The 20,190-nt window shown below is 62.6% G+C and carries 18 protein-coding genes and 1 tRNA gene; 12 read left to right on the top strand and 7 right to left on the bottom strand.

The annotated features are described in order from the left end of the window. Nucleotides 1-82: 82 nt before the first annotated feature. Nucleotides 83-784: an HD domain-containing protein gene (locus ABD833_RS11985; RefSeq protein ID WP_345073257.1), complete on the bottom strand. Its 702-nt coding sequence runs from the start codon at nt 782-784 to the stop codon at nt 83-85. A 190-nt stretch (nt 785-974) separates the two neighbouring features. On the opposite strand from ABD833_RS11985, the gene parS reads away from it, so the two are divergent. Both parS and ABD833_RS11975 read left to right on the top strand, forming a co-directional pair. Beyond that, nucleotides 975-1,427 (top strand): type II RES/Xre toxin-antitoxin system antitoxin, encoded by a 453-nt coding sequence (gene parS, locus ABD833_RS11980; RefSeq protein ID WP_345073256.1) that lies wholly within the window; start codon nt 975-977, stop codon nt 1,425-1,427. 3 nt (nt 1,428-1,430) lie between these two features. Continuing rightward, a complete protein-coding gene (locus ABD833_RS11975) occupies nt 1,431-1,883 on the top strand; it encodes an RES family NAD+ phosphorylase (protein ID WP_345073255.1) in 453 nt (150 codons plus the stop codon). A gap of 78 nt (nt 1,884-1,961) precedes the next feature. On the opposite strand, the gene ABD833_RS11970 is transcribed toward ABD833_RS11975, so the two are convergent. Next, nucleotides 1,962-2,765 carry a DUF547 domain-containing protein gene (locus ABD833_RS11970; RefSeq protein WP_345073254.1) on the bottom strand — a complete coding sequence of 268 codons (804 nt, stop codon included), beginning with the start codon at nt 2,763-2,765 and terminating at the stop codon, nt 1,962-1,964. Between the two features lie 410 nt (nt 2,766-3,175). Here ABD833_RS11970 and ABD833_RS11965 point away from each other — a divergent pair, with 410 nt between their 5' ends. Continuing rightward, complete coding sequence (locus tag ABD833_RS11965) at nt 3,176-4,642, top strand: L,D-transpeptidase scaffold domain-containing protein (protein ID WP_345073252.1); 1,467 nt, start codon at nt 3,176-3,178, stop codon at nt 4,640-4,642. A gap of 285 nt (nt 4,643-4,927) precedes the next feature. Continuing rightward, complete coding sequence (locus ABD833_RS11960) at nt 4,928-5,200, top strand: hypothetical protein (protein ID WP_345073251.1); 273 nt, start codon at nt 4,928-4,930, stop codon at nt 5,198-5,200. A 147-nt stretch (nt 5,201-5,347) separates the two neighbouring features. Here the strand turns inward: ABD833_RS11960 and ABD833_RS11955 are convergent, their stop codons facing one another. Further along, nucleotides 5,348-5,956 carry a TlpA family protein disulfide reductase gene (locus ABD833_RS11955; RefSeq protein WP_345073249.1) on the bottom strand — a complete coding sequence of 203 codons (609 nt, stop codon included), beginning with the start codon at nt 5,954-5,956 and terminating at the stop codon, nt 5,348-5,350. A 213-nt stretch (nt 5,957-6,169) separates the two neighbouring features. On the opposite strand from ABD833_RS11955, the gene ABD833_RS11950 reads away from it, so the two are divergent. The 6 genes from ABD833_RS11950 (at nt 6,170) to ABD833_RS11925 (ending at nt 14,074) form a co-directional block, all read left to right on the top strand. Continuing rightward, on the top strand, nt 6,170-8,380 hold the full coding sequence (locus ABD833_RS11950) for a choice-of-anchor I family protein (RefSeq protein WP_345073247.1): 2,211 nt from the start codon (nt 6,170-6,172) through the stop codon (nt 8,378-8,380). Between the two features lie 158 nt (nt 8,381-8,538). Continuing rightward, nucleotides 8,539-10,254: an alpha/beta fold hydrolase gene (locus tag ABD833_RS11945; protein WP_345073246.1), complete on the top strand. Its 1,716-nt coding sequence runs from the start codon at nt 8,539-8,541 to the stop codon at nt 10,252-10,254. Nucleotides 10,255-10,458: 204 nt separating this feature from the next. After that, nucleotides 10,459-10,926: a hypothetical protein gene (locus tag ABD833_RS11940; RefSeq protein WP_345073244.1), complete on the top strand. Its 468-nt coding sequence runs from the start codon at nt 10,459-10,461 to the stop codon at nt 10,924-10,926. A 2-nt stretch (nt 10,927-10,928) separates the two neighbouring features. Continuing rightward, complete coding sequence (locus ABD833_RS11935) at nt 10,929-11,780, top strand: hypothetical protein (protein ID WP_345073243.1); 852 nt, start codon at nt 10,929-10,931, stop codon at nt 11,778-11,780. A 99-nt stretch (nt 11,781-11,879) separates the two neighbouring features. Beyond that, nucleotides 11,880-12,590, top strand: a complete 711-nt coding sequence (locus tag ABD833_RS11930; protein WP_345073242.1) for a response regulator transcription factor — start codon at nt 11,880-11,882, stop codon at nt 12,588-12,590. Then, on the top strand, nt 12,590-14,074 hold the full coding sequence (locus tag ABD833_RS11925) for a sensor histidine kinase (RefSeq protein ID WP_345073241.1): 1,485 nt from the start codon (nt 12,590-12,592) through the stop codon (nt 14,072-14,074). Before ABD833_RS11930 ends, ABD833_RS11925 begins: the two co-directional genes overlap by 1 nt. A 94-nt stretch (nt 14,075-14,168) precedes the next feature. Here the strand turns inward: ABD833_RS11925 and msrA are convergent, their stop codons facing one another. Beyond that, nucleotides 14,169-14,831 (bottom strand): peptide-methionine (S)-S-oxide reductase MsrA, encoded by a 663-nt coding sequence (gene msrA / locus ABD833_RS11920; RefSeq protein WP_345073239.1) that lies wholly within the window; start codon nt 14,829-14,831, stop codon nt 14,169-14,171. Nucleotides 14,832-15,068: 237 nt separating this feature from the next. Between msrA and ABD833_RS11915 the strand changes: the two genes are divergently transcribed. Continuing rightward, nucleotides 15,069-15,458 (top strand): hypothetical protein, encoded by a 390-nt coding sequence (locus ABD833_RS11915; protein ID WP_345073238.1) that lies wholly within the window; start codon nt 15,069-15,071, stop codon nt 15,456-15,458. Between the two features lie 143 nt (nt 15,459-15,601). Here the strand turns inward: ABD833_RS11915 and ABD833_RS11910 are convergent. From ABD833_RS11910 to ABD833_RS11900, 3 genes are all read right to left on the bottom strand, one after another. Then, a tRNA-Thr gene (locus ABD833_RS11910) sits at nt 15,602-15,674 on the bottom strand. Between the two features lie 211 nt (nt 15,675-15,885). Next, nucleotides 15,886-18,363, bottom strand: coding sequence for a DUF349 domain-containing protein (locus ABD833_RS11905; protein WP_345073236.1), 2,478 nt, complete (start codon nt 18,361-18,363; stop codon nt 15,886-15,888). Nucleotides 18,364-18,419: 56 nt separating this feature from the next. Then, entirely contained in the window at nt 18,420-18,986 is a 567-nt protein-coding gene (locus tag ABD833_RS11900) for a YqgE/AlgH family protein (RefSeq protein ID WP_345073235.1), read from the bottom strand. A gap of 241 nt (nt 18,987-19,227) precedes the next feature. On the opposite strand from ABD833_RS11900, the gene pdxH reads away from it, so the two are divergent. Next, nucleotides 19,228-19,878 (top strand): pyridoxamine 5'-phosphate oxidase, encoded by a 651-nt coding sequence (gene pdxH, locus ABD833_RS11895; protein ID WP_345073233.1) that lies wholly within the window; start codon nt 19,228-19,230, stop codon nt 19,876-19,878. The last annotated feature ends 312 nt before the right edge of the window (nt 19,879-20,190 follow it).

Here is a 20,190-nt window from a genome sequence, read left to right as displayed (position 1 = left end):
AAGCCACGAATAACAGGACCAGAAGCGGCAAGAGACACCGCGCGGGGAGTTGACGAAAGATCATAGCGCCAAAAGTAAGCAGTTAGTGGCTGGCAGCCGGCGTTATCGGGTTTGGCCCAATCCCGGACAGGTCCTCCCCTTCCCACTCGCGTAGAAACTGCTTCAGAAAGACTTCCATGAACTGGTGCCGCTCTTCGGCCAGTTTTTGGGCCGCCGGCGTATGCAGCCGGTCGCGCAAGTGGAGCAGCTTTTCGTAGAAGTGGTTGATGGTAGGAGCCGTATTCTGCTTGTAGCTCTCGAACGAGGCATGCTGAACCGGCGCTACGCTAGGATCGTGCAGCGGCCGGCCTTTGTGGCCCCCGTACGCAAAAGCGCGGGCTACGCCGATAGCGCCGATGGCTTCGAGGCGGTCGGCATCCTGCACGGCTTCGCCTTCGGGCGTACTCATGGGCGTGGGTACGCCGAAGCCCTTGAAGGAGATTTCACGGATGATGGTTTCTACCCGGTGCATCACTTCCTGCTCCACTCCCAGACTCGTCAGCCAGGCGCGGGCAGCGCGGGGGCCGGCCTCCTCGTCCCCGGCGTGGAATTTCCAGTCGGCTACATCGTGAAGCAAAGCGCCCAGCTCAGTAACGAGCAGATCGGCCCGGGGCAGCGTCAGGGCAATAGCGCGGCTGGTTTGCCACACCCGGCGAATATGGTCCCAGTCGTGGCCGGAGCCTTCGCCGATAAACTTGTCGCGGATAAAATCGGCGGTACGGGTAATGAGTTCCTGAGATTCCAAAGCAAGTGGGCTAGCTGCGTGAAGGGCTACAAAGCAACGAAGCGGCCGGCATATTTTCGCGCCCTGACGGAAGTTTACCCCCTGCCGCACTCCGGGTCAACCGATTAGCTTCCGGGGGCGGGTGAATTATCCCACCGATTTTCCGGTTGCTCCGTATATTGCTTTCAAATGAAGTTTTAAAAACACGCAAATGACTGCCGTTCGTAAAACGTCCGTTGCCAACATGGTGGATCTGATGGGTGGTCCGGCCATCATTCCTCAGGTGGTTCACAACGAGCTGGACCTTTTGGCAATAGCCATTAAAGGTATTTCAGTGCAGGCTCTGCGGGCGTTGCAACTGCGGCTGCGCTTCTCGAACAAGGAAATCAGCGCCGTACTGGGCGTTTCGGAAAGCACCCTGGCCCGGCGCGAGCAGGCCAACAAGGCCCTCACGCTGGATGAAGGCGAGAAGACTATTCAGTTGTCGGCCGTATTGGCCAAAGGGCTGGAAGTGTTTGAAGATGAAGGTGACTTTCACCATTGGCTCAACACGGTCAATGTAGCCCTGGGTGGCATCCGGCCCATACAGCTGCTGTCTTCCGCCATTGGCCGGGAGCAAGTGCGCGACCTACTGGGCCGCATACAGTATGGCCATTACTCCTAACCCATGCTGCTGTACCGAATGGGGCAACAGCCCTATATAGCCAGCCTCACCGGTCAGGGCGGACTCTACTATGCCGGGCGCTGGCACGAAGTCGGCACCCTGATTCTCTATACCTCCGAACATCTGTCATTGGCCAAGCTCGAAGTGCTAGCCAACGCGCCGTCGCTGCCCCGGAACTACCATGTGCTGACGCTGGAAGTACCCGACGCTATACCCGTGAAACAGATTGAGGAGGCCCGGCTGCCCGCTAACTGGCGGGAGTTGCCGTACCCGCTGGAACTGGCCCAGCTGACCCGGGCCTGGATTGAGGAAGGACAGTACTGGCTGCTGCGGGTTCCCTCGGCCCATGCGCCCGGCGAGTGGAACTACCTGCTCAACCCGCTCCACCCCGACCACGCCAAACTGCGGGTAGTATCCCTCGAACCGCATCCATTCGACCCGCGCCTGAAACCCTGATTCTCGTTGACTGCCCTAAACGCAGGCGGCGCTGAAACTTCAGCGCCGCCTGCGTTTCACCCGGACAATGGGCTGCTCCTACTTCGGCTGCTCGTTCAGGGCCCAGTTATAGGTCATGTAGGTAAGCGTAGCGTCGGATTTTATCCGGGTAGTGGCGTAGCGGTTGATAACGTCCTGCACGGAGGTGCTCCCGTTTTTGGTGAAGTCGCCGGGGTAGAAATTGAAAATGCTGGATACTTCCGGCTTGTCGGCGGGCGTAAGCTTGTTTTTAGCGGGGTTGTTTACGAACTCACGACCCTGATCGTCGAGCTGCTGGCTGAGCCGGCTGGCCACGTAAGCTTCCTGGCGCAGCTTCGGACACGATACGGCGGCGCACACCAGAGCGAAATGGATCCGGTTATCAGCAAATTTCTTGCGGATGATGCGCTGTTCGATGTCGTTGAGGGTAAATTTATCGTCGCCGAGGCGGATAAAGGCTTGGTCCCAAACCGTGTTGACCAGGTTTTTGGCGCCGCCCAGATCCTTGATGCTTTTCAGCGGATAGGCCCGGATGACCCGCTGAATAGTGAAGGCGTTGTAGGCATTGATCCAGTAGGCCAGCTGCTCGGGCTCCGTCCACTTGCTGTTGGGCAGGTTGTCTTTGAGTTGCCGCAGGTACGTGTTGAGCGACGTACTATCGGCTTTGAAGCCCGCGTAATTGACCATCCCCTGAGCATTAACGCACTTTTTCAGGAGCCCGTCCCATTGCGCATGGTCCACGGGCTGGCTGCTTTTGGAGGTCGGATCGAGCGGAATAAAGTAGCGCACGTAGCTGCACGCGCTCTGACAGGCGGAGGTAAAAGCTAACAGAGCAAACAAGGCCAGACGGGGGAAAACACGCATTGGAAAAGAAAAAAAGGAAGATGTAGTTGGAATCGTTTTTATACAGGCGCACCGGGAATTCCAGGAATTCGGTGGCCTGCGCCGCGGTTAGTACTTCCAGCAGTTGCATGGGGGAGCAGAACGAGTGAGAGAATCGGAGAAGGGGAAGGAGCGGCTGTAATCAACCGGGCCAAAGTACGCAGCAGCGTGCCGCAGACGACGGCCCCATAAATACGACAGCCACCGGTTTCCGGACTCCGCCCGCCTTGATTGGCCCTGCGTTTATCGTTACCTTGTAAGTAGAGTTGATCTTCTTCCCTTACCGGGCTCTACTAGCCCGGTAACCTGCCGTTCTGGTTTCCCGCTTCTTCGTCTCGCATGCGCTAAACCGCTATCGGCGCCGTTCTTCTCCACTTTTCTTGCCCCACTCCATGGCCTGGCTAAGAAACTGCGTGCGTGCCACCGGCTTGCTGGGCACGTATGGCGGCTGTATATTTTCCTTGCAGGCAGCGGCCGTTTCCCCTTCGCCTACGGCTTGGACCGGCCGGCCCGGAACGGAAGCTGCGCGCACGCTGCAACGCCTGCTGGATACAGTGGCCCTGGGCTCCACTACCACCTATCAGCACCTGGGCCTGCAGGCTGGGGCCAGCGTCCAGCTCTTTTACGCCGCCAACGCCTATCACCCCGTCTGGACGCAGGATACGGGCTGGAACTCCGCCGCGGCGGCAGCCCTGGACCTGCTGGCCAGGGCCCCGGAATACGGCCTGCGCCGCGAGGACTACGCCTGGTGGCACCTGCAGTCTTTAGCCGACTCCCTGCAACTGGGAACCGCACGCTTACGCGGGCCCTTGCTGGCCGGCTTCGAGCTGCGGCTCACGGATGCCCTGCTGCGCTACGCCACCCACGTGCAACGGGGCCGCCTGACGGCGGCCACGCTGGCACCCGCTTTAAATGAAGAGGATGCTCCGGTAGTGGCCCGGCTCCGGCTGGCGCTGAACACCAATACTCTCCCCGGTTTCATCAGGGAAAGCCAACCCCGCGGCCGGGCGTACCAACAGCTGCAGCTAGCCTGGCTGGCGGCCCTGGCCGCCGCGTGCCCGGAAGACTCAGCCCGGCTCCTGACGGGTGAGTCTTCCTTATTCCGGCAGGTAGCCATCAACCTGGAGCGCCTGCGGTGGGCGGCAGTAGCGGATTCGGAGTACGCCGAGGTCAACATTCCGGCGTTTCACCTTCAGCTCATCAGGCACGGCCAGGTCGTGCGCACCCACCGGGTGGTCGTTGGCAAGCCCGAAATGCCGACGCCGACGCTCACCAGCCGTATCCTCGTCTTCGTGACCTCGCCCGCCTGGCGGGTTCCACACAGCATTGCGGTCAAGGAGTTGCTCCCCGAAATTCAGCGTGACCCGGGCTTTCTGGCCGACAACAACTATGAGCTGCTCGATGCCGCCAACAACCCCGTGAACCCGTGGCGGGTACGCTGGCGCAGCATCACCCCGGCAACTTTCCGCTACACCATTCGTCAGACCGCGGGCCGGACCAATGCCCTGGGCAAAGTAGTGTTCTATTTCCCGAACAGGCATACCGTCTTTCTGCACGACACCCCCGCCCGCACCGTTTTCACCCGCGCGGACCGGGCTTTGAGCCATGGCTGCGTGCGGGTGGAGAATCCGCTGGCCCTGGCGGCTTACCTGCTTCGGCGGGAAGGCACCGAGGCCTCCCTGCGGCCCGCCCTGACCGGCCCCACCCGCCACGACAAGCGTCGCTTTGACCTATCGGTTGGGTTGCCCGTGCACTTTCAGTACTACACCTGCGCCGGCGAGAATGGCCGGGTGCGGAGCTACCCGGACATTTATGGCAAGGATACCGCGCTGTTAGCCGCTTTCTTCGCCCAGCCCTGAGCAGACGTTGCCGCCCAAGCCAGCCAGGTACCAGGTACCGGTTTTTCCTGTCCGACGGTCTTTCCGTCTCATCCGGGCAACCATCGAAGACGGGCGCGGCTCCCTGAGCTGGAATTGAATCGGCTGGAATTACGTTGCCGGGGCAAAGGGAAAAATATTTCCTGCCACGCGGCCCATCTTTTTGTTTACTTAGCTGAAAGATCGACTGGTTGTCGCCGCCACCGCTTCTGCCGCTGGCCGTAGCATTCACCACCGAAACCCGTTTTTAGCGCTTACCTTTGTCTTATGCCGCACGAAGTAGCCAACCTCACCCTCGCCGAAGCCACCACGCACGCGCCGTTCGTGGACTATGCCCGCTGCACCGATGCCAGCAGCCGCCCGGCCAACCATAACGGCGACTGGCCAACCGAAGGCAAACTCTACCCCGTTCGCGTGGTTGAGTCGCACCTGGAAGGCATACCGCTGGTGCACGTACTGGGTTTTCAGGCCGATGCCCCGTACTTCAACGCCTACGCGCCGCACCGCTTTCAGCTGCTGCACACTATCTGGCTTAACTAAACTGAGAACTCCGCTCTGAGGCTTCATACTGAAAAAGCCGCAGGGCTGCCCACTTTGGGCAGCCCTGCGGCTTTTTCAGTAAACAGGGTTTTGTCTTCCCCAGCCCCGGTTCCCGGGGCTGGCACGGGAGCCCGGTTGTTTCGGGTTTCACTTAACGGCGGCGGTTTGCAGCCGGCGCAGCAGCCGGGCCACTTCGGGCCGGTCGTAGTCGGCCATGCCTTCGTGGCGGGCCACGATTTCGCCGGTTGGGGAGATAATGAAAGTGGTCGGGATGGAGCCGGTTTCGAAAGCGGCGGGCAGGTTGCCGTTCAACGTATAGGCTGGCATCGTGAATCCGCGCCGGGCTACGAACCGGCGGGCTTTATCCGGATTCTGATCCAGGGACAACAGCACGAAGGCTATTTTCGGCTCGGTTTTCAGCTGCTCGTACAGGTGCTGAATGCCCGGCATTTCGGCCACGCAGGGCGGGCACCACGTTGCCCACAGGTTCAGAAACACCACCTTGCCCCGGAGGGCCCCCAGAGAAGTCGGCTTACCTTCCAGCGTCAGGAGGGGCAGGCTGTAGTCGGCTTGTTTATTTGGAACAAGCCTGGCGGCGGGCGTTAGGGCCGGGTTGAACAGGCCAGTAGTCAGCAGCAGACGCTGCGCGCCGCCGACAACTTCGGTCTGCCGCCCCATGACGTAGAGCAGCAACGGAACCAGTACGTAGGCGGCGGAGCGCCCCCACATCGGCCATAAGCGGGAAGAAAACTTCATTCACCAGGAAAATAAGCAGCGGAGAAGATGCCGGCAAAGATACGTGGCTACGGGTAGCAGCCGACCACGTACCCACATCAGCTGCTCTTCGCCGGGGGCCTTCACGATTCGGTAGGCACCAGCTGGCCGGCCACCAAAACCTACCCCCAGCTCGCCAAAAATACCCAGGCCTACCAAACCATTACGGTATCTATTCCGGCCGGCAGCCCCGCCGTGCGCCTGCGCCTGGCCGCCCGCCAGAACGGCGATGCCGACTGGGCCGCCTGGGATGAGGTGGAAGTGAGCCGCAGCAGCACGCCCGTAGTACACACCGTACGGGTGACGGCCGCCACGGCCGTCGTCAATGAAAACGCCGGGACGGTCAGCATTCCGGTGGCCATTACCAACGCCGGGGCCACGGCCACCACCGTGGAAGTGGCCCTCAGCACCAGCCTGGGCACGGCTACCGCCGGGGCCGACTTCGCCTACCCGGCCACCCAGACCCTGACATTCCCCGCTAACAGCACCACCAGTCAGACGCTGACCATTCCGCTCACCGACGACGCGCTGGCCGAAGCGGCCGAGTACTTCACCCTGCGCCTGCAAAACCCGACCAACGCCACGCTGGTAGCCGGCTCGACGGAAGTGCTGGTATACATCAAGGACAACGACACCCCGGCCCCGACCCGGGAGCGCAACCTGACCCTGAGCCTGCTCGGCAGCTACCAGAACGGCGTTGCGGGCACCAGCTCGGCCGAAATCGTGGCCCACGACCCGACCACGCAGCGTCTGTACGTGGTAAATTCCATCGGCGCCAGGCTCGACATCCTGAGTCTGGCCAACCCGACGGCCCTGACGCCGCTGGCTTCCATCAGCATGCAGCCCTACGGCAACCTCAACTCGGTGGCCGTACACAACGGCGTGGTGGCCTGCGCCATCGAAAACGCCAACCCGAAGCTGCCCGGCAGCGTGGTGCTCTTCGATCAGAACGGCGGTTTCCTCAGGCAGGTAACGACCGGCAGCCTGCCCGATATGATTACCTTCTCCCCCGACGGCCGCTATATTATCACTGCCAACGAAGGCGAGCCCAGGTCGGACTACACCGTGGACCCGGTTGGCTCAGTATCCGTGATTGACTTCGCGGGCGGCGTGGCCGGCCTCACCCAGGCCAACGTGACCACCGTAGATTTCAGCGCCTACAACGGCCTGGCCGCCCAGCTGCGCGCCGATGGCGTCCGCCTCTACGGCGGCACCGCGGCTAATCCGAGCAGCGTGGCCCAGGATCTGGAGCCTGAGTACGTGGCCGTATCGGCCGATTCGCGCCTGGTGTACATCACCCTGCAGGAAAACAACGCCCTGGCCACCCTCGACCTGACCACCAAGCAGTTTACCAGCCTGCGCAGCCTGGGCTACCAGGACCACAGCCAGGCGGGCTTCAGCCTCGATGCCTCCGACCAGACTCCGGATGCGCTGCTGGCCAACTGGCCCATCCGCGGCATGCGGCAGCCCGACGGCATTGCCGCCTTTGAAGTTGCCGGCCAGCGCTACCTGCTCACGGCCAACGAAGGCGACGCCCGCGAATACTCGGCCCTGACCGAAGCAACCCGCCTCGGCGACGCGGCCTACGTGCTCGACCCCACGGCTTTCCCCCACGCCGCGCTGCTGAAGAACAGCCAGGTGCTGGGCCGGCTGAACGTGACGAACAAAACCGGGGACACCGACGGCGACGGCGACATCGACCAGATTCACGCCTTCGGGGGCCGCTCCTTCAGCGTGTACAACGCCACCACCGGGGCCCTCGTCCACGACAGCGGCGATTTGCTGGAGCGCCTGACCAGCACCGACGCCACGTTTGGCGCCATCTTCAACGCCAGCAACACCACCGGCACTCCCACCCGGAAAAACCGTTCCGACGACAAAGGCCCCGAGCCCGAGGGCATCACCACCGCCACGCTGCGCGACACGGTATACGCTTTCGTGGCCCTGGAGCGCATTGGCGGGCTGGCCGTGTTCAACGTGAATACCCCGACCCAGCCCAAGCTGGTCCAGTACATCAACAACCGCAGCCTCACCACCGGCACCGGCGACCTGGGCCCCGAAGGCATCGTCTTCATTTCGGCCGCCAACAGCCCGACGGGCCAGCCCCTGCTGCTGCTCGCCAACGAAGTAAGCAGCTCGGTGGCCGTGTACGGCATTCAGCTGAAAGGCACCGTGACGGCTACCACGAATCCGCGCCAAGCCACGCCGCTGTACCTGTATCCGAACCCGGCACAGGGCGGGCGGGTCCACCTCAGCCGCGCCGTGTCGGGTACGCTCTGCGACGTGCTGGGCCGTCCGGTTCGCACGCTGAGCCGGGCCGATTCGTTTGAAACCACCGGCCTTAAACCAGGGGTGTACGTATTGCGGGCCGAGAACAATGTCAGCACGAAGCTGGTGGTCCGCTAATCCGTTGTTTTCTTTACGCGCTCAACCCAAAGCGCCCCGGCCAATATGGCCGGGGCGCTTTTTTTACGGTTGGCCGAAGAAGCCGCACTTACTTGTTCCGCATACAACCTTTCCCGGCTTTTACCGACTCTGCTCGGAAAGCTCATCATCTTCTCTTTATGCCTGTTTCGACTATCCGATTCCGATTGTTTTTAGTGTTGCTGCTTCTGGGCTTCGGCGCCCGGGCCCAAAACCGGCTCCTAGAAGGCCAGGTAGTCGACCAGGTAAGTCAGGCCCCGGTACCCTTTGCCACGCTGGGCATCCCGAACCAGCCCCTGGGGTCGGTGGCCGATGCGCAGGGCAACTTTCGCTTCGCCGTGCCCGCCGCCATTGCCGATACGGCGCGGCTTATTGTTTCCTGCATTGGCTACGAGTCGGCTCCGGTGGCGGGGCTCAGCTTCCGCGGCGGCCGGCAGCGGGTGGCGTTGCGCCCCGCGCCGGTGAGTCTGGGCGGCGTGACCGTGCGGGCGGGCCGGGTGAAAACCAAAACGTTTGGCCGCACCGGCGCCGCCACCTTCATGACGGCCGGGCTGTATACCGAACCCGACCTGGTGCGCGACGAGCTGGCGAAGGAACAGGGCACGATTATCCGGCTGGACCAGGAATGCTTACTGCGCGACGTCAACCTTCACGTGGCCTTCAACCGCTTCCGGTGGGTGCGCTTCCGCCTGAACCTGTACAGCGTGACCGATGGCCGGCCCGACCAGCCGCTGCTGACGCAGGATGTGACCTTCACGGTGGCGCAGCCCCGCGGTTGGGTGAAAGTCGATCTGAGTCCCTACCATATTCTGCTGCGGGGGCACCGGCAGGTGGCCGTCACGCTGCAATGGCTGCAAAGCGAAGCGGTGCCCGGCACGCCCAAGGCTTTTGCCCTTTCGGCCATTCCCACCCCGGGACAGCGCATTCTGTTCCGCGACAAAAGCCAGGACCGCTGGCGCGAAGTACGCCCCGGCCAGCTGAGCCTCTACCTTACCGCCGACTCGTACGCCGACTCCGGCCCGGCAAAAGATGCCCCGGCCGCCGCGCCGGAATACGTGCTGCCCGACAGCCTGAAGTACCTGCAGTTTCTGGAAAACCCTCCTCCCGGCCAGGTGGCTACCCGCCGCTACGGCGACAGTCTGGCGGCGGGCCACTACGTAGCGGTGCGGGGGGCCAGGCTGTATTACGAGCAGTACGGCCAGGGTGCGCCGCTGCTGCTCCTGCACGGCAACGGCCAGTCGATAGCCGCTTTCCACCGCCAGATCGGGGAGCTGGCCCGCCACTTCCGGGTTATTGCCGTGGATACCCGGGCCCATGGCAAAAGCCGGGACACGACCACCGGGGCACTTTCCTACGACCTGTTTGCCGCCGATATCCACCAGCTTCTCGGGGCGCTGCAGCTGGGTAAAGTCAATATTCTGGGGTGGAGCGACGGGGGCAATACGGCCCTGACGCTGGCTCTGGCCCACCCGGAATCGGTGAACCGGATGGTAATTATGGGCGCGAACCTGTTCCCAACCGCGCAGGCGTTGGCACCCGGCGTGCTGGAGGACTTTCGGCGGCAGCTGCAAACCCGGTCTGCCCGCCCGGATACGGCGGCCCAAACCCAGACCCGGCTGCTGCACCTGCTGCTCGAAGAACCCCGGCTGGCATTTACCGATCTGCACGCCATTACGGCCCCTACGCTGGTGCTGGCCGGGCAGTACGACGTGGTACGGGACGCCCACACCCGGGCCATTGCCCAACATATTGCCGGAGCCCAGCTGGTAGTGTTTGCCGATGCCTCGCACAATGCGCCCCAGGAAATTCCTCTGCGCTTCAACCAGACCGTGCTGGACTTTCTACGCCAACCGTAGCCGCCTCCGAATGCCAACGGATCCAGTTTTGAGTTGCCAGTTGCCAGTTGCCAGTTCGTTCAACGACCACGACCACGACCGGCAACTGACAACTGGCAACTGGCAACTGGCAACTCAAAACTGGCAACTCAAATATCCTGAATCCGTGATCTTTTTGTGACAGGGAAACGGCTCCTTTGCTCCTGCTTTACCAACTCCTTTGCCATGAAAAAGCTGTTCACTCCCGTGCTGGCCCTGACGCTGCTTACTGCCACCGCGCTGGTTTCGTGCTCTAAAAATGATCCGGAGCCCCAGGACAACCCCGTTGTGGCCCCGGACACCAGCGTTACGACGCTCAAAACGGCCAGCGTCACGGCCCAGGGGGGCACCCGGAGCAGCGGCTCGCTGGCCATCATCCGCGACGAAACCGGCAAGGAGCTGGTGCAGCTCAACGAGGACTTCGTGACGGAATTCCACACCGGCTCGCTGGGGGTGTACCTGGCCAAGTCTGATGGGCAGGTGAATGCCCAGCAGGCGGCCGGTGCGGGCAACGTGCTGAAAGTGGGCACCATCGTCAAAAACGGCAAGCAGTTTCTGGAAATCCCCACCAAAGGCGCGTACACCGGCTTCTCGCACATCGTTTTCTATTGCGAAGCGGCCCGGTACAACTTCGCGGCAGCGGCCCTGAAATAAATATGCGACCAGCTGCTTTCGCCCTTCTTTGGCTGATTCTTACGGCGGCGCTACTGCGGCCCCAGCCCAGCTCAGCCGGCGGCGGCTGGACCCGGCCGCAGGGCCACGGCTACGGCAAGCTGGGGCTGACGGCGGTGAATACCACCAGCTACCACACGCTTGCGGGCCAGACGATCCGTACGGCCCGGTTTCAGCAGCAGGTGGTGGGCCTGTACGGCGAGTATGGGCTGACGAACCGCCTGGAAGCCGTGCTCAACTTTCCGGTCTACCGCCGCGCCACCTTTCCCGGGTTCACCCCAGGCCACGGCTTCGGCGACGCTGAAATCGGGCTGCGCTATGGCGTGGTGCAGGGCCAATGGCCACTGGCAGTGGGCGTAGCGGTGGAAATTCCGACCGGCAACCCCACCGAGCGCGGCTTCGACCGCCAGGATGCCACCAGCTTTGTGAAGCTGCCCACCGGCGACGGCGAAGTGAACGTGTGGACCCGGGCCGCGCTGTCGCATGCCCTGAGCCGGCTGCCGGCCTACTTCACCCTGGAAGCGGGCTACAACAAGCGCACCCAGGGCTTCACCGATCAGTACAGCGCCGGCGTCCAGCTCGGCTACAAAGTGAAAGACAAAGCCTGGCTCACGGCCTCCGTGCGCACGCTCAGCAACGTGCGCACCCCGCGCCCCGACCGGCTGGCCAGTATCGGCCTGGGGGAAGGCGTCTCGTATTCGACGCTGGACCTGGGCGTAAACTACGCCCTTACCAAGCACCTCTGGCTGACCACCAACGCGGCGGGCGGCTTCGGCAAGCTGCGCAACGTGTACAGCGGCGTGCAGGTCACCGTCGGCGCGGCCGTGGAGTTCTGACCAGGAAAGTGCTGGTCTTCCCGCATCAATCAGCAGGCCCCCAGCGTCTGAGCTTCATTTTTAAGTACCTTGTCCGGGACCTGCTTCTACCTTTCCCTTATGGTTAAACGCGCCCTTATTGTCGAAGACGATGCCGACATCGCCAATCTGGTGCGGGTCAACCTGCTCGACATCGACTGCCAGGCCGAAATAGTCCGCAACGGGCTCGACGGCCTGCGCCAGGCCACTGAAGGCCAGTTCGACGTGATTATCCTCGACATCATGCTGCCGGGGCTGAACGGCATTGAAGTCTGCCGCCGCATCCGGCAGCAGCACGTGACGACGCCCATTCTGATGCTGACCAGCAAGGACGAGGAAATCGACAAGGTGCTGGCCCTGGACCTGGGCGCCGATGACTACCTGACCAAGCCCTTCAGCGTGCGCGAGCTGCTGGCCCGCGTGAAAGCCCGCCTGCGCCGCTCCGCCCCCGACAAGGAACCCGGCTTCGCGGGCGGGGCCACTACCCGCATTGCTCTGCGCGACCTGCTACTCGATACGGAGCTGCACCGCGTCAGCATCGGGGGCCGGGTAGTGGAGCTCACGGCCAAGGAATTCGACCTGCTGGCGCTGTTTCTGAAGCACCCCGGCCGCACCTACACCCGCACCCAGCTCCTGGATCAGGTTTGGGGCTACTCCTACTCGGGCTACGAGCACACGGTAAACTCGCACATCAACCGCCTGCGCATGAAGATTGAGCGCGACGCCGCCCGGCCCGAATACGTGCTTACGGTGTGGGGCGTGGGCTACAAACTTAACGACGGGCTAAGCTGATGGGGTGGCGTCCGGCAAGTCTGCAGGCGCGGCTGTCGCTGCTGTTCGTGGTGCTGCTGCTGGCCGTGAGCGGCGTGTACGTGTTTCTGCTGGCCCGGAGCACCGAGAAGTACCTGGCCGAAGATCTGCAGAAGCGCAACCGGGGCCTGGCTGCCTCCGTGGCCGAGGTGCTCGAAATCGACGAGGCTACGAACGAGATTCCCCAGGCCACCCTGCGCCGGACTTTCGACGCGGCCATGGTCATCAACCCCAACATCAAGCTCTACCTCGTGGGCCTCGATGGGCGCATCCTGACCTCCTCGGCCGAACCCGGCGAGGTAAAGCTGACCCGTATTCCTATGGCCCCGGTGCTGGCCTTCGTGGCCGCCACCCAGCCGCTGCCCATTCTGGGGGCCGACCCGCGCAATCCGGCCGTGGCGCGGGCGTTTTCGGCCGTCCGGCTCAACACCCGCAACGGGCAGCCGCACTGCATTCTCTACATCACGCTGGGCGGCGGGGTCACGGCCGACGAAACGGCTTCATTGCGCCAGAGCTACATTCTGGGGCTGCTGCTGCGCACCCTGACCCTGGCCGGCGGCGCGGCCCTGCTCGTCGGCCTGCTGCTGATTTCGTTTCTGACCAAGAACCTGCACCGGCTCTCCACCGCCGTGCGCCGCCTGCAAAGCGGTGACTTCACCACCCGCGTCACCGGCATCCGCCCCGGCGACGAGCTGGGCGAGCTGGCCACGGCTTTCAACGATATGGCCGCCCGCACCGAGCAGGCGCTGGCAGACCTGCAAAGCAACGACCGGCTGCGCCGCGAGCTGGTGGCCAACATCAGTCACGACCTGCGCACGCCGCTGGCCAGCATCGAGGGCTACACCGAAACCATTCTGCTCAAGCAGCACCTGCTCACGGATACGGAGCGGCAAACCTACCTGCAAACCATCCTTAAAAATACCCGAAGTCTCAAGCGGCTGGTGTCGGAGCTGTTTGAGCTCAGCAAGCTCGAAGCCCGGCAGACCGTGGCCCGGCCCGAGCCGTTTTCGGTCACGGAGCTGGTGCAGGACGTGCTGCTCAAGCTCGAACCCGAAGCCCGGGTCCGTGCTATTGAGCTCCGGGCCAGCTGGGATAAAGACGTGCCCTTCGTGTGCGCCGACGTGGGGCTGATTGAGCGGGTGCTGCAAAATCTGCTCGACAACGCCCTGCGCTACACCCCACCCGGCGGGCAGGTAGTCGTAGCCATTGCCGCCCCCGATGCCCAGCAGCGCATTCCGCTGCTGGTGCGCGACACCGGCCGCGGCATTGCCCCCACCGATTTGCCCCACGTCTTCGACCGGTTTTACCGTTCCGACCAGGTGCGCGAGAAAAGCAAGGATGGCCTGGGCCTCGGGCTGGCCATTGCCAGCCGCATTGTGGCCCTGCACCACTCCAGCCTCACCGTGACCAGCACCGAAGGCACGGGAACCTGCTTCGCATTTTCGCTGCCGGTCTACGCGCCCTAGCCGGCTAAGGCATTTTCCGCCCGGGCCGAATAATCACAAAAAAGGGTCCGGCGCACTGTGCCGGACCCTTTTTCACGGCGGCCAAAGCCGCTGCTTACATCGCCTTGCCCGACTTGAGCTTGTCGGGGTAGGCGTTGCGGAATTTCTCCACTTTCGGAAGCGAAACGTGCTGGACGTAGGGGTTCTCAGGGTGCAGCCGATAGTAGCCCTGATGATAGGCCTCGGCGGGCCAGAACCGGGTGAAGGCCGTTACCTGGGTTACGATGGGGTTCGGATAGTGCTTCGAGGCGTTCACGCGCTGAATAGCGGCTTCAATCTGCTGCTGCTCCCGGGGCGTACGGTAGAAGGCCACCGAGCGGTACTGGGTGCCGGCATCGGGGCCCTGGCGGTTGAGGGTAGTAGGATCGTGGGCGCCCACGAAGAACACCTCCAGCAGGGTCTGATAGCTCACCTGCTTCGGGTCGTAATATACCTGCACCGCTTCGGCGTGGCTGGTCTGGCCGCTCCCGACCTGCTCATACGTAGGTTTCGGCTCTTTCCCGCCCGCGTAGCCCGATATCACTTCGCGCACCCCGCGCAGCTCTTCGAACACTTCCTCCGTGCACCAGAAGCAGCCGCCCGCGAAGGTGGCCACCGCCAGACCATTCAGCTTGGCCGGAGCCGCGCCGGCGGTGGAGCGGAGGCTCTGGGCCGTAGCCGATAAGCCGGTCGTGGTAAGCAGAACCAGCAGAATCAGCGTTGTTTTGACTGTATTCATGGAATTCGGGAAAGAGCTAAAAGAGCGAGACGAGGGGATAATCCGGGCGGCCAGAGTGGCACCGGGACAGGCGCAAACCTAACCATCGTTTCCAACAAAAGGGTCCCGTCCGGATAGTATTTTCCGGCGCAGGATGCGGAGGTCGGAAGTACGTATTTCCGGCCCCGGCAGGCTGGCCGGATTTTACGGCGTACCGCTTCTACTTGCGAAAGCGACGCCAATACCGCACCTTGAGCCATGGCGGAACTACAGTCACTCGTTGATGCCCCGGGTCTCTCCATTGCTTATGACCCCACCAACCAGTGGCTGTACGTGGAGTGGAAAGGAGAACATAGCGAAGCCTCCGCCTTATCGAGCGGCTATGAGGTCATCCACTGTCTGAGCCGCCAGCCCTGCTCAAAAATCCTGAACGACAATAGCCAGGTGACTTCGGATTGGGAAAGGGCGGCCCAATGGGTAGGCGAATACTACTATAACCAGCTAGCCCAATTGGGGGTGCGCTACGTAGCCTGGGTGTACCCACCGCACTGGGCCGCCCGTACCTCTATGGATACGGCAATGAAATACATAGTCCGGCCCCTGGTCGTTACCTTCGATGACCTGGCAACGGCCTACGCCTGGCCGTAACAGCTGCCCTAGATTCGGAGCAGGGGTTTTAGGAGCCAAAGCTGACCGTTTCTTCCCTGTCCTTGTCCCACGACCCTGCTTGGCTGCCAAGCAGCAAAAACCCCTCGTAAATCAAGTATTTACGAGGGGTTTTGACTACTCAGAGCCTCCTGCCGGGATCGAACCAGCGACCTACTGATTACAAGTCAGTTGCTCTACCAGCTGAGCTAAGGAGGCGAATGGTGGTGCAAAACTAGTCATCCAGATGGAATCCGCAATTCCTGTTGACCGGTTTTTTTCACTATTTCCCGCGGCCGCCGACCAGGTCGGGTTATTTATCCCTGAACGTAAACCAGTTAGCCGAACCTTAATTTCCATCACTTGCCCACCAAAAAAGGGCTCCGACGGTCAGTCGAAGCCCTTTCTGCCTTCCTTACTTCAAAACCGGCTAGCTGCGCACTATTTTCAGCTGGCGCTTGAGCCCCTCGATTCTGGTCTTGGCCTCGTCGATGCGGCCCTGGTATTCCTCGCGGAGCTGGTTGGCATTCTTGGAGCGGGCGAAAAACTCCAGGTTGGTTTGCAGCGTGGCAATGTCGTTTTCCAGCTCGTTGATTTCGCGACGCAGCGTCTGCTCTTTTTTGTAGAGCGCCTGTTGCGAATCGGCGCCGGATTTGAGGCGCTCCACTTGCAGCTGGAAAAGCAGGTCGGTGCGCTCGGCGTAGGCCAGCCCGGGAACCATATCCAGGTATTTACCCATCAGCGCCTGGAATTTTTCCTCTCCCCGCTCCGACCCGCCCCGGGGGCCACCCGCCGCGCTATCGAAAGCGCGCCACTCGGCTACGTGCTGCTGGAAGCCGGCTAGTGTACCGGGAGCGTCCGTGCTAAGGGCCGCAACGGTTTCGGCTACACCATCGAGATGCGTAGCCTGCTCCTGCGACACCTGCTGGGCCTGGTGCACGCGCTGCTTGGCTTCCTCGTTCTTACGCTCGAAGAAGGCATCACAGGCCGTGCGGAAGCGGTTCCAGACTTTGTCCGACTGCTTTTCCGGGACCCGGCCAATCAGCTTCCACTCCTTTTGCAGGCGAATCACGATTTCCCGGCCTTCGTCCCAGTTGGGGTTCACCAGCGCCGCGTCGGCCTGCTCGCAAAGGTCGAGCTTGCGCTTCAGGTTGGCATTCTTCTCTTCGTCCAGGGATTTGAAGAACTGGTTTTTCCGCTGAAAAAAGCCTTTGTAGGCTCCCCAGAACTGCTTGTTGAGCTGCTCGGCCTTGTCGCGGGGCACGAGGCCGGCGGCATCCCACTCCTCCTTCAGCTTTTGGAGCTCATCGGTTTTGGCCCGCCACTCGTTTACGCGCTCCGTCTGGAATTCGGCGTAGGGCTTGATCTGGTCCAGAATGGCCGTTTTACGGGTCATATTAGCCGTTTCCAGAACGGTCCGGGCCGTCAGGAATTCCTTTTTACGGTCGTGGATCTTCTCCGACGCCGCCAAAAACCGGTTCCAGATCGGGTCACGCTGCTCGTTGGGCACGGGGCCGATGTGCTTCCAGTCCTCGTGCAGCTGCCGCAGCTCCTGCAACGCTTTATTGATGCTGGGCTGCTGATTCAGAGCTTCTGCCCGCTGCACCAGCACTTCCTTGGCTTCGAGGTTGCGCCGCCGGTCCAGCTCCTTCATTTCGAAGAACAGGCCCCGGTTGTTGTAGTACATGTCCAGCAGCGCGTGGTAGCTGTTCCACAGCTCCTGGGCGTCTTTCTGAGGCACGGCACCCGTGGCTTTCCAGTCGGTTTGCAGGGCTTTAATGCGCACCGAGCTGTCCCTGGTTTCGGCCGACTCAATCAGCTGGCGGAGCTGGGAAAGCAGGTATTGCTTATGGGTAAGGTTCTTGGCGCGCTGCTCGTCTTCCGCTTTCGCGTCGCGGACGCGGCTCTCCCGGAATTCGTGGAGGGCTTTGGTCAGCTCGGGATGACCGGCCGGACCAGCGTAGGCGAAATCGTCGCCTTCGCCGCCCTGCTCCGTGAAGCGCTGGCGGGCCGCGGTCCGGTCGGTGCCGATAGCGGTTTCGTACTGCCGGTGCAGGTCGAAGATCTGCTTACGGTTCTGGCGGGCATCGGCCCGGCGCAGCAGCGTGAGCAGGTGGCTGGCCTGGCTGGGCAGGTCAAGCTGAGCAAAGTCCGGAGCCGGCGTTTCGGACACGTACTCTTCCTCATCCTCGGACGGCGACAAGGCCGCGGCCTCCGCAGCTGCTTCGGTAGCCGAGGCATTCGCGGAAGTGGGCAGCGACGCCACCGCTACCGGGGCATTTTCAATATCCTGCGCAGATTCCAGCGCAAAAACAGCGGCCGGCGCTACCCCTTCCGGCTGAGAAGGCTCCGGCGCATCGGCCCCGATCAGGGCTTCCGGCTCGGGCGTGGGTACTGCTTTATGGGCCGGAGCCACCGGCGCAGACTCCGTCGCGCCGGCGGGCGGCGTCGCCGGCTCCGGGATTGAAGCCACGGGCGGTAGATCGGCAACAGCAGCATGAGCACTTTCTACGCCCGGGTTATGACTGCCATAATGATCTTCGGCCCGGGCCAGCGGGTCCGACACCTGAGCTACCGGCTCCGGCCGCTCCACGGGCCCGGCGGCGGGAGTGGCATCGGCAGAAGCTTCGGCGGTGCCGGCGCCGGCGGGCTCCCCAGCGGCTACTGCCGCACCCTGGGCGGGGCGCTCGGTTATGTCGGCGGTAGCCGCACGGTCGGCAGCCGTTTCAGCGGCCGGCGCCGGACTTGCGGGGGAGTCTACCGACGCAGCGGCACCGGCGGCGGCGGGCTCCGCGCCCGTGGTCTGGCGGGACTGGATTTCAGCCAGTCGGCGCTCTAAAATACTCATCGGCGACTCTTCCGGCTGGTCGGACTGGTTCGGGGCGGCGTTATCATTTTCGGGTAGCATAAGGCAGGGAGAAGGGCCGGCAAAAAACCAGCAGTGGAGGCGCGAAGGCGAAAAAATCAGTTGAGGCGGGGGTCGGTGGGATAGTTGGACAGGACGCGGAAGCGGCCTCCTTTTTCGCGCAGTATAGCGCGCCAGAAGGCATCATTATCCAAAGTAAATACTTTCCCGGCAGCATTGGGATGCACTATCCAAACATTTTCCTTGACTTCCGCGGCCAACTGCCCCGCCGTCCAGCCCGAATAGCCCACGTAGAGGCGCACCTGGTCAGGGCCTAGCTCACCACTGAGCAGCAGCCCGAGCACGACCCCGAAGTCGCCGCCCCAGTACACATCCTGTCCCAGGCTCACGGCATTCGGAATATCGGCGCGGTGGTGCAGGTAGTGCAGGGTGTCGGGCTGCACGGGCCCCCCCAGGCCCAGTGGCAGGCAGGCGGCGGGGCAAGCATCACCGCCGGGCAGCTCCAGCACGTCGCCCAGGTGCAGGTTGGAGTCGCGGTTGAGCACCAGGCCAAACGAGCCTTCCTCATCCGAATGCCGGCACATCAGCACCACCGTCCGCTCGAAGTTGGGGTCGCCCAGAAAGGGCTGGGAAATCAGCAAACTACCGTCGCGGAGCCGGGGCATAACAGGGAAGGCTAAAGATGGAAAACGAGGGTAGGTCCGGCCGGAAGCCCGGGAAAGCCCGCCGGGAGCTGCCTGCGGAACAAGTGAAGGAGTGGTTCGGTTACCAGCCCGGACCGACTTCTCCTTACGGCAGACTACAATAGTTAGGTTTCCCCCCCTGCCCGCATAATGCTACCTTGCGGCGAAATTTGTCGGGCGCTTACCTTACGTCCGGCCTTTCGCCTTTTTCCCCAAACTAAGGATGATTGATCAACACTTGGCCGACCTGCGCCAGACCTACGCCCAGCGTACCCTCACCGAAGCCGACGTACTCCCCACGGCCGTACCCCAGTTCCGGGCCTGGCTCGAGGAAGCCCTGCAGGCCCACCTCGACGAGCCCACCGCCATGACGCTGGCCACGGTGAGCGACACCGGCCAGCCTTCCGCCCGGATCGTGCTGCTGAAAGGGTTGCCCGACGACGCAGGCTTTTTGTTCTACACCAACTACGACAGCCGCAAGGGCCACGACCTGACCGCGCAGCCGCTGGCCGCCCTAACCTTCTTCTGGCCCGGCCTGGAGCGGCAGGTGCGCGTGGAAGGCCGGGTGGAAAAAGCCCCCCAGGACATGTCGACGGAGTACTTCCAGAGCCGGCCCCGCGGCAGCCAGATTGGGGCCTGGGCCTCGCCCCAGAGTCAGCCCATCGGCAGCCGGCAGGAGCTGGAGCAGCGGGAGCACGACGTGGCCGCCCGCTTTGCCGACCAGGAGCCCTTACCCCGACCCGAACACTGGGGCGGCTATATTCTGCGGCCCCACCGGGTGGAGTTCTGGCAGGGGCGCCCCTCGCGCCTGCACGACCGGATCGTGTACGAGCTGGCGGGAACGAGCTGGGCGCTGAGCCGGCTGGCGCCCTGAATAATTCTGAATTTTGAATTCTGAATTCTGAGTTGAAATGCGGGGCCGGAGCTGGATGTTCCTGCTCCACTTTCCGCTTTCAGCAACAGGGCTGGCGCAGGCCACCACTTCAGAATTCAGCGGCGAAACAGTCGCAATCCACTAGAGCGTGTGGACACTTAACGAAAAAGGCGGTCATGCTGAGCTTGTCGAAGCATCTCTACCGCTTTTTTGCGGCAAAACGTTCGGTAGAGATGCTTCGACAAGCTCAGCATGACTGTTTCGATGGCTTCAAAGGCCCTTTTAGCTAAGTGTCTACACGCTCTAATTCAT

The sequence above is a fragment of the Hymenobacter fastidiosus genome (assembly GCF_039539565.1).
Lineage (GTDB): Bacteria > Bacteroidota > Bacteroidia > Cytophagales > Hymenobacteraceae > Hymenobacter > Hymenobacter fastidiosus.
Note: the sequence above shows the minus strand (reverse complement) of the source record. Positions and strands in the feature narration are given on the sequence as shown.

Bases quoted from the DNA above. Each gene is read 5' to 3' on its own strand.
- ABD833_RS11930 (WP_345073242.1), top strand. From the start codon at position 11,880: ATGGTTAAACGCGCCCTTATTGTCGAAGACGATGCCGACATCGCCAAT.
- ABD833_RS11945 (WP_345073246.1), top strand. From the start codon at position 8,539: ATGCCTGTTTCGACTATCCGATTCCGATTGTTTTTAGTGTTGCTGCTT.
- ABD833_RS11955 (WP_345073249.1), bottom strand. From the start codon at position 5,956: ATGAAGTTTTCTTCCCGCTTATGGCCGATGTGGGGGCGCTCCGCCGCC.
- pdxH (WP_345073233.1), top strand. From the start codon at position 19,228: ATGATTGATCAACACTTGGCCGACCTGCGCCAGACCTACGCCCAGCGT.
- ABD833_RS11960 (WP_345073251.1), top strand. From the start codon at position 4,928: ATGCCGCACGAAGTAGCCAACCTCACCCTCGCCGAAGCCACCACGCAC.
- msrA (WP_345073239.1), bottom strand. From the start codon at position 14,831: ATGAATACAGTCAAAACAACGCTGATTCTGCTGGTTCTGCTTACCACG.
- ABD833_RS11905 (WP_345073236.1), bottom strand. From the start codon at position 18,363: ATGCTACCCGAAAATGATAACGCCGCCCCGAACCAGTCCGACCAGCCG.
- ABD833_RS11925 (WP_345073241.1), top strand. From the start codon at position 12,590: ATGGGGTGGCGTCCGGCAAGTCTGCAGGCGCGGCTGTCGCTGCTGTTC.
- ABD833_RS11975 (WP_345073255.1), top strand. From the start codon at position 1,431: ATGCTGCTGTACCGAATGGGGCAACAGCCCTATATAGCCAGCCTCACC.
- ABD833_RS11940 (WP_345073244.1), top strand. From the start codon at position 10,459: ATGAAAAAGCTGTTCACTCCCGTGCTGGCCCTGACGCTGCTTACTGCC.
- parS (WP_345073256.1), top strand. From the start codon at position 975: ATGACTGCCGTTCGTAAAACGTCCGTTGCCAACATGGTGGATCTGATG.
- ABD833_RS11915 (WP_345073238.1), top strand. From the start codon at position 15,069: ATGGCGGAACTACAGTCACTCGTTGATGCCCCGGGTCTCTCCATTGCT.
- ABD833_RS11970 (WP_345073254.1), bottom strand. From the start codon at position 2,765: ATGCGTGTTTTCCCCCGTCTGGCCTTGTTTGCTCTGTTAGCTTTTACC.
- ABD833_RS11965 (WP_345073252.1), top strand. From the start codon at position 3,176: ATGGCCTGGCTAAGAAACTGCGTGCGTGCCACCGGCTTGCTGGGCACG.
- ABD833_RS11900 (WP_345073235.1), bottom strand. From the start codon at position 18,986: ATGCCCCGGCTCCGCGACGGTAGTTTGCTGATTTCCCAGCCCTTTCTG.
- ABD833_RS11935 (WP_345073243.1), top strand. From the start codon at position 10,929: ATGCGACCAGCTGCTTTCGCCCTTCTTTGGCTGATTCTTACGGCGGCG.